This is a genomic window from Dyadobacter sp. (assembly GCF_051859145.1).
Taxonomy (GTDB): Bacteria; Bacteroidota; Bacteroidia; order Cytophagales; family Spirosomataceae; genus Dyadobacter.
The window spans coordinates 1-7,064 of the sequence record NZ_JBHYGF010000222.1 but is presented as its reverse complement, the minus strand read 5'-3'; the positions used below and the strand labels follow the sequence as shown (position 1 = coordinate 7,064).

Here is a 7,064-nt window from a genome sequence, read left to right as displayed (position 1 = left end):
GCTCGGTTTACACCCGGGCCAACCCGGACACTCCGCTCAAAACGGAGGCTGTGCGTTATGCAGTAATCGGCAGCTTTATCCCGGCGCTTACCTACAATTTCAAATTCTAACCGGCCATTGAAATGAGACATTTGAAGATATCTATTTTAAAACTCAGTGCATTGATCGCGTTCCTGGGTGTTTTTCTGACAAGCTGTGAAGATGTGATCGACCTGGAAACGCAAAGCGGACCGCCACAACTGGTTGTCGACGGCTGGATTACTAACCAGGCCGGGCCACAAATTATCAAGCTAACCTGGTCTGCAAGCTATTTTGACAACAGTCCGGCCAAGCCTGTCCTTGACGCAGAAGTAAGTGTAAAAGATGATCAGGGGACGATATACAAGTTTGAAGATGTAGCCAAAAACGGAAATTATATCTGGCAAAAAACGGGTGACACGCTGGGTCAAATCGGGCGCACTTATACATTGACTATCAAACAGGGAACGGAAACCTATACTTCAACTACCGAGCTGAAACGCGTGCCTGCGGTGGATTCCATTGTTTATACCAAAGAAAAGCTGCCATTTGAACCCGATAAAGGGCCCAGAGAAGGATACGTAGCAGAGTTTTACGCCCGCGATTTTTTGGGAGAAGGTGATACCTACTGGATCAAGCCGGTCGTGAAAGGCAAGGTGATGGTCGATAAAGCTGTCAATATTTCCATTGCCTACGATGCTGCATTTGGTTCCGGCGCTCCTTCCGACGGACTGATCTTCATTTTGCCACTGCGCCAGTCCATTACAATCGATTCGCTTTACTCGGCTGGCGATCAGGTGGGCGTTGAGCTGCACAGCATTACCAATGAAGCTTTTGAGTTTTTGAAACAAATTCGGGAGCAGGCAAACAATGGCGGTCTTTTCGCCACCCCGATCGCAAATGTCCGCTCCAATATCACCAATACAAATGCCTCCGGCAGCAAGGCGCTGGGCTTTTTCGGCGCGTCGGCAGTAAGCCGGCTGGAAACGACCATTATTCCCGAAAAAGCACGTCCTGACGACGATTAACATAGTTATTTTGTCGGGACTTCGGCTGCGCTCAGTCTGACAAATTTGGGGATTAGCTTGAAAACCGCTGGCCAACACATTCGCCAGCGGTTTTTTAGTATATTTCATTTTTATAAATAGCTATGAACAAGTCACTCCTCCTCCTGCTGGCTTTGCTGCCGGCGTTTTCATTTGCACAAAAAAGAGCCCGCGACCTGGGCATTAAGATAGGTGTACTTCCCACTGGTACCATGAACGCAATTACAGATGTAGCTGGCGTGAAAGTGGGGCAGGTGACATTGACCGAAGGAGCTGATATCCGCACCGGCGTCACGGCCATTATCCCGCATGAAGGCAATTTGTTTCAGCAAAAAGTGCAGGCTGCCATGTATATCGGTAATGGTTTTGGTAAAATGACGGGCTACCCGCAGGTAGAGGAACTGGGTACCATGGAGTCCCCCATTGTTTTGACCAATACTTTGAGCGTGCCCACAGCTGCCGACGCTATCATAGACTGGACACTCGGACAAAAGGGCAATGAGAATGTGAGGTCGGTGAACCCGGTAGTGGGTGAAACCAATGACAGTTTTTTAAATGATATCCGTGGCCGTCATGTGCGTAAAGAGCACGTTCTGAATGCATTAGCGCAGGCCGAGAATGGCCCTGTGCAGGAAGGAAATGTTGGCGCAGGTACGGGCACTGTTTGCTTCAACTGGAAAGGCGGGATCGGCACAGCATCCCGGAAGCTGCCTCAGAAGCTCGGTGGGTACACGGTTGGTGTGCTGGTACAGACTAATTTTGGCGGGGTATTAAAGGTAAATGGCGTTCCAGTAGGCGAAGAGCTGGGCCAGTATGCTTTCAAAGACGTGCTGGATAAATCCTCAGACGGCTCCTGCATGATGGTGCTGGCCACCGACGCGCCGCTTGACGCGCGGAATTTGAAAAGGTTGGCCAAAAGAGCATTCATGGGATTGGCGCAAACTGGCGGGATTGCATCCAATGGAAGCGGCGATTTTGTGATTGCATTCTCCACTGCCAATATCGTGCTGCACGATTCACCAGAGCGAACCGCTACTGCCACTTTCCTGATCAATGATGCCGCCTCTCCATTGTTCCTGGCAGCGATCGAGTCCACTGAGGAGGCGATCATCAACTCACTTGTAATGGCCAGAACCTCCGAAGGAACGCAGGGGCACAAAGTGGAAGAGCTACCCAAAGAGAAGCTGCTGGAAATCATGCGGAAATATGGCCGCCTGAAAGAATAGACTTTCAGCTATTTAAAACTAAGCAGGTAACCGGTCAAATCTGCCAGATCCTGTTCTTTTAAACCCAAGGTAACGGGTTCAGGCATCAAAGAATTTGGCATTTTTTCGCGGGTTCTGATCTCGCTTGCTTTGATGGAATGCTGCTTTCCCGCTGCATCTTTTAGTACTACATTGGCTCCGTCGCTCAGTAGAAAGCCAAAATGTGTTTCTCCGTTTTTGGTCACAATGGTATAGCTTTCATAGCCGAAAACCATGCTCGCAGAGGGATTGATAATCGCATCCAGCAAGCCGCCTTTGTCAAACTTGGTATGTACCAGCGTCAGATCAGGTCCTATATCGGCTCCATTCTGGTTGTGTTTGTGACAGGCAGTGCAATAGGTTTCAAAAACTTTCTTACCCTGCGCTACATCAGGCTTCATTCTGGCTATAAAGTCTGTTTTTAACACTTTTCCATTTCTTGGAAAAAACTGGCTTGCAACTACCCGCACATTCTGATCCGGGTTTTTAAATATGATTTCGCTAACAGACTTTGCGATCGTATCGGGCAACTGTCCCTGCACGCGCATATCAACCAGGATATTGCCGCCGTCTACATTCCCCGCCATTAACTTTGCAGCTTCTACTCTGGCCGCCATTGTTTGCGTTTTGTCACTTACTATCTTCCTCTTTTCGAGCATTTGCCGGTAAGCTGGTGTCATTTGCTGCGCAGTAGCTTCTCCCCAGTTCAGCAAATCGGCCCAGTCGTTTGTTTTCCTGAAATTCAGCCACCACGAAGCTTGCGAGGCTACATCCTGTAAAGGTGATTTTGCCAATGCAACCATTGCCTCAGCTGCTTTTTTGTCTTTGATAAAACCCAATGCGGTTAATGCTTTTCTGCGTTCAGCCTGCGGCACTTTTGGTGATTCCGCCCTTATTTTGAGTTCGTTGATCGCATTCACCGGATGCAGGCGCCAGGTCAGGTTTGCGCGTTGAGCATTCCAATGTTCAGGATTTGCCTTGTAAGATTCCCGGATTATTGAATACACTTTCCGCTCCTTTCCGTCTGCTGCGGTACCAATTGCTTCCAGCATCCACGGATCTTGTCCGTCGTAGTTTCTGATCAGGTTATAAATGGGTTTAAAAGCCTGCTCGTAAGACAAATCCCGCAAAGCAATTGCGACTTCCCTTCTCACCGCCGCATCCGGATCATTTGACATTTGTTCCAAAAAATCATCCGACTTACCTACCGAACGTAATGCACGAAATGCGGTGAGCCTGTGAGATGCATTCATTGATTTTGTCAGCTTATTTACCTCTGCGACCCCTGTGTCCCCTAACTGCGACAGCAGCCAGATTGCCCGCGCCTGGTGAAATGGATTTTCGGCTGTCAGTAGTTGCTGTACTTCTCCGGTTACATCTTCCCCTTTTGCCTTCAGACCTTCAAAACCCAGCAGCCGCACATTCACCGCCGGACTTTTTAATGCTTCAATGAGACCGGAGGTTGTTGTAAGGTCGATTTTTGGTATGGTTAGATTCTTTCCTTTTGGTGTAATGCGGTAAATGCGACCGTACCCGGCTTTGTCTTTCATCGCGTGTCCGCCCACTACCGGATCGTACCAATCAGCAATGTAAAGTGCGCCGTCGGGGCCGACTGCTATATCCGATGGGCGGAACCACTTCCGGGTATCTTTATCGGTTTCATACCATTCATATCTTTCACTGGCTTGCGGAAATGAACTGATCAGGTCGCGGCGGTTGAGTTTGAAACCTGCGCCGGTTTGTTCGGGTTTGTATGCAAAAATCACATTACGGCCGGCTTCGCAGCTCAGTAAGGTACCTCTGTAATCTTTGCCGAGCGCGTCGCCTTCGTAAAAAACAATCCCGGTAGGTGAGCCTGCCCCGGTATTATCGCCAGCCGGCATTACGCCCGGATCTTCCTGGTGCCAGTGTGTTGTAAAAATATCCTGTCCCGGGCGCCGGTCTGCCTGCCAGTACCTTGTTCCGTCAGCGGAAAAATATCCCGCATTACCGTTTTCCTGCAAAAACGAAACCCGGCACGTAATTACCTGATCGTCATTGTCATTCTGCCACATATTGCCGTAGCTGTCCAGACAAACCTCGTAACTGTTCCTGAAATTATGACCTAAAACTTTGAGCCCGGTTCCGTCAGGATTAATGCGCAAAGCAAGTCCGCCCACCCAAATGCGCCCGTCGTCAGATTTTTGATTTCCCTGATTAGATTTGTTATAAGGAGTACCGCCGGTATAAAGACTGCCACTGCGCAACGTCCAGCCACTTTTATCTTTTACATAGTGCGGTCCCGCATTACCAGTATTGAAATAATATCTTCCGTCTGGCCCAGCTACCAGTGAATGCAGGGAGTGATCGTGGTCAAAGCCGCCGAAGCCTGTCAGCAGTACCTCGCGGCTGTCGGGCTTATCGTCCCCATTTGTATCTGTGTAAACGATCAGGTTTGGTGCGCAGGAAACGATGGTTTTGGTACCAATTACCGCAATGCCCAGCGGCGAGGTAAGCAATGTATCTTCTACAAATACCTTTGAAGTTTCGGCTTTCCCGTCACCGTCTTTGTCCTCCAAAATCATTACCCGGTCCCCTTTTTGCCTGTGGCTCAGCCGCTCTGCGGGTTTTGTATTAAAATCCCTGTAATTGACAGCTTCTGTAATCCATATCCTGCCCTTGGCGTCAATATCCATGTTGGTAGGATTGTAAAACATAGGTGCTTCGGCCCATAGCGTTGCTTCAAGATCGTCCGGGACGTACAATTTGGAGGTATCTGCCAGTACCGGCAATGCGGCTGATCTTTCAGGCTCTTTCAGTTCCTTTTTATTTTTGTAAAAACAAACAGACAAAGCGAAAAAAGCGCCGGAAAGCAGCAGCAAATTGTGCCGCGGTAAAAGGTAGGTTAAGTTCATCATCTAAGACAAAAAACAGGCTTTCCTAAATTCAACTATGCTGGCAACAGGTAGTCAGGTGCATTCTTTACCTTCAAAATATCCCGGCAAATCGATTCTACTTATCAGATAGTCAGCCTGCTATTTGTAAAATGCATCCTCAAAGTGCCAGATCTCGGCCTGACCGTTGGGCAATGCCACTACTGATATGATATCAAACCTGACATCAAATTGCCAGTCTTTTTCAAAAATATAATGCTCAGCCGCCCGCAGAACGAGCTTTGCTTTGGCCGGATTTACAAATTCCTCCGGCATTCCGTAGCTCGTGTTGGTCCTTGTTTTGACCTCAACAAAAATCAGCATTTTGTCTTTTTGCACGATCAGGTCAATTTCCTGGTGGCGGTTGCGATAATTCTTTTCTATGATTTCAAAACCTTTTGCAGCCAGGAAAGCTGCCGCTTTGGCTTCTCCCCAAAAACCTGTATCGTTGTGTGTTGCCATTGTTTAATGTGATTTTCAGAACATTTACGCTGGGAAATAGGTTATACTAGTTGTATTATGACGCAGAAGTTTCGGAAAAGTCACACTTGCGGCGGTAAAAGTGAAAGTAATGGACACCCTCATTAATAAAGTAGTCAGCTTCAAAGACCTGGGATTGATCGACTACCAGGAAGCCTGGGATTTTCAGGAGAAAGTATTTGCAGAAACCTTGGCGATCAAAACCCAAAATCGCGCATTAAGTGACGATGAAAAGGTTTTAACACCTAACTTCCTGTTTTTCTGCCAGCACCCGCATGTATATACGCTTGGCAAAAGCGGTAAGCCTGAGCATTTGCTTTTACCGGAAGAGAGCCTGATCGAAAAACAAGCCAAATATTACCGCATTAACCGCGGAGGCGACATTACTTACCACGGTCCGGGCCAGCTGGTAGGATACCCGATCCTGGACCTCGACAACTTCTTTACAGATATCCATTTGTACATGCGGACGCTGGAAGAAGCGATTATTTTAACGTTGGCAGATTATGGATTAGCTGCCAGCAGGATCAAAGGATTAACCGGTGTCTGGCTGGATTTTGAAGAACAAACTAATCCCAGAAAAATATGTGCATTGGGCGTGAAGGCCAGCCGCTGGGTCACTATGCACGGATTTGCCTTAAATGTAAACACGGATCTGTCTTACTTTGGGAATATTGTCCCCTGCGGAATTGAAGATAAGGCAGTTACGTCAATGGCACAAGAGCTCGGACGCGAGCTCGACTTAAATGAAGTATCAGAAAAATTGAAAAACCATTTGGCTGCATTGTTTCAAATGGAGTTACAGGAAGCATTATAATGAAGAAGGATATCATATTTCACCCGGTAAAGGGAATACAGGTTGCGATTGTCAAAAGCTTAAACGAATTGCACCAGGAAGAATGGAATGTAATCGTCATTAACCGGAACGAACAGCCGATTACGAATGTGTTCGTAACCTCAAAAGGATACAGTAACAGCGAGTCCGGGACTAACTCTGACCAGAAAACATCGACGCTGCGGCACTTCTTTCCTGAGATTGCGCCATCGGAGCATGCGGTCGTAGAACCGATTATGCCTGACGTATTTCACCTGAATAATGAATTCTGGGTCAGCTACTTTATCGGAAATCAGATCTACGATAAAAAGTTTATATTCGTGCCCGACAGCATTATAGATGCCAACCTGACGAACATAGAACCACTTGGTTTGCAGGGGGTTTTACACGAGTAACTATATATAAATTCCAATTATAACCACCACACTATGACAGAAGATTTTAAAAAGCGTATCAAGAATTTCCTCCTTCTTGACATTGAAACCGTTTCATCGCATGCATCCTACGACCAGCTCCCGGAACGGATGCA

Annotated in this window: 6 protein-coding genes; 4 read left to right on the top strand and 2 right to left on the bottom strand. The window is 47.6% G+C overall.

Going from position 1 to position 7,064, the window contains the following annotated elements:
• Positions 1–122 precede the first annotated feature (122 nt).
• Both ACTIE6_RS13740 and ACTIE6_RS13735 read left to right on the top strand, forming a co-directional pair.
• Positions 123–1,046 (top strand): DUF4249 domain-containing protein, encoded by a 924-nt coding sequence (locus ACTIE6_RS13740; protein WP_439557184.1) that lies wholly within the window; start codon positions 123–125, stop codon positions 1,044–1,046.
• Between the two features lie 122 nt (positions 1,047–1,168).
• The gene (locus ACTIE6_RS13735) at positions 1,169–2,290 is read left to right on the top strand and encodes a DmpA family aminopeptidase (protein ID WP_439557183.1); all 1,122 of its coding nucleotides are present in this window, start codon (positions 1,169–1,171) and stop codon (positions 2,288–2,290) included.
• A gap of 8 nt (positions 2,291–2,298) precedes the next feature.
• Here the strand turns inward: ACTIE6_RS13735 and ACTIE6_RS13730 are convergent, their stop codons facing one another.
• Positions 2,299–5,205 carry a PVC-type heme-binding CxxCH protein gene (locus ACTIE6_RS13730; protein WP_439557182.1) on the bottom strand — a complete coding sequence of 969 codons (2,907 nt, stop codon included), beginning with the start codon at positions 5,203–5,205 and terminating at the stop codon, positions 2,299–2,301.
• Between the two features lie 117 nt (positions 5,206–5,322).
• Complete coding sequence (locus ACTIE6_RS13725; protein ID WP_439557181.1) at positions 5,323–5,682, bottom strand: YraN family protein; 360 nt, start codon at positions 5,680–5,682, stop codon at positions 5,323–5,325.
• A 109-nt stretch (positions 5,683–5,791) separates the two neighbouring features.
• Here ACTIE6_RS13725 and lipB point away from each other — a divergent pair, with 109 nt between their 5' ends.
• Positions 5,792–6,517, top strand: a complete 726-nt coding sequence (gene lipB, locus ACTIE6_RS13720) for a lipoyl(octanoyl) transferase LipB (RefSeq protein WP_439557180.1) — start codon at positions 5,792–5,794, stop codon at positions 6,515–6,517.
• Positions 6,517–6,930 carry a hypothetical protein gene (locus tag ACTIE6_RS13715; protein WP_439557179.1) on the top strand — a complete coding sequence of 138 codons (414 nt, stop codon included), beginning with the start codon at positions 6,517–6,519 and terminating at the stop codon, positions 6,928–6,930. The genes lipB and ACTIE6_RS13715 overlap by 1 nt, the downstream gene beginning before the upstream one ends.
• The last annotated feature ends 134 nt before the right edge of the window (positions 6,931–7,064 follow it).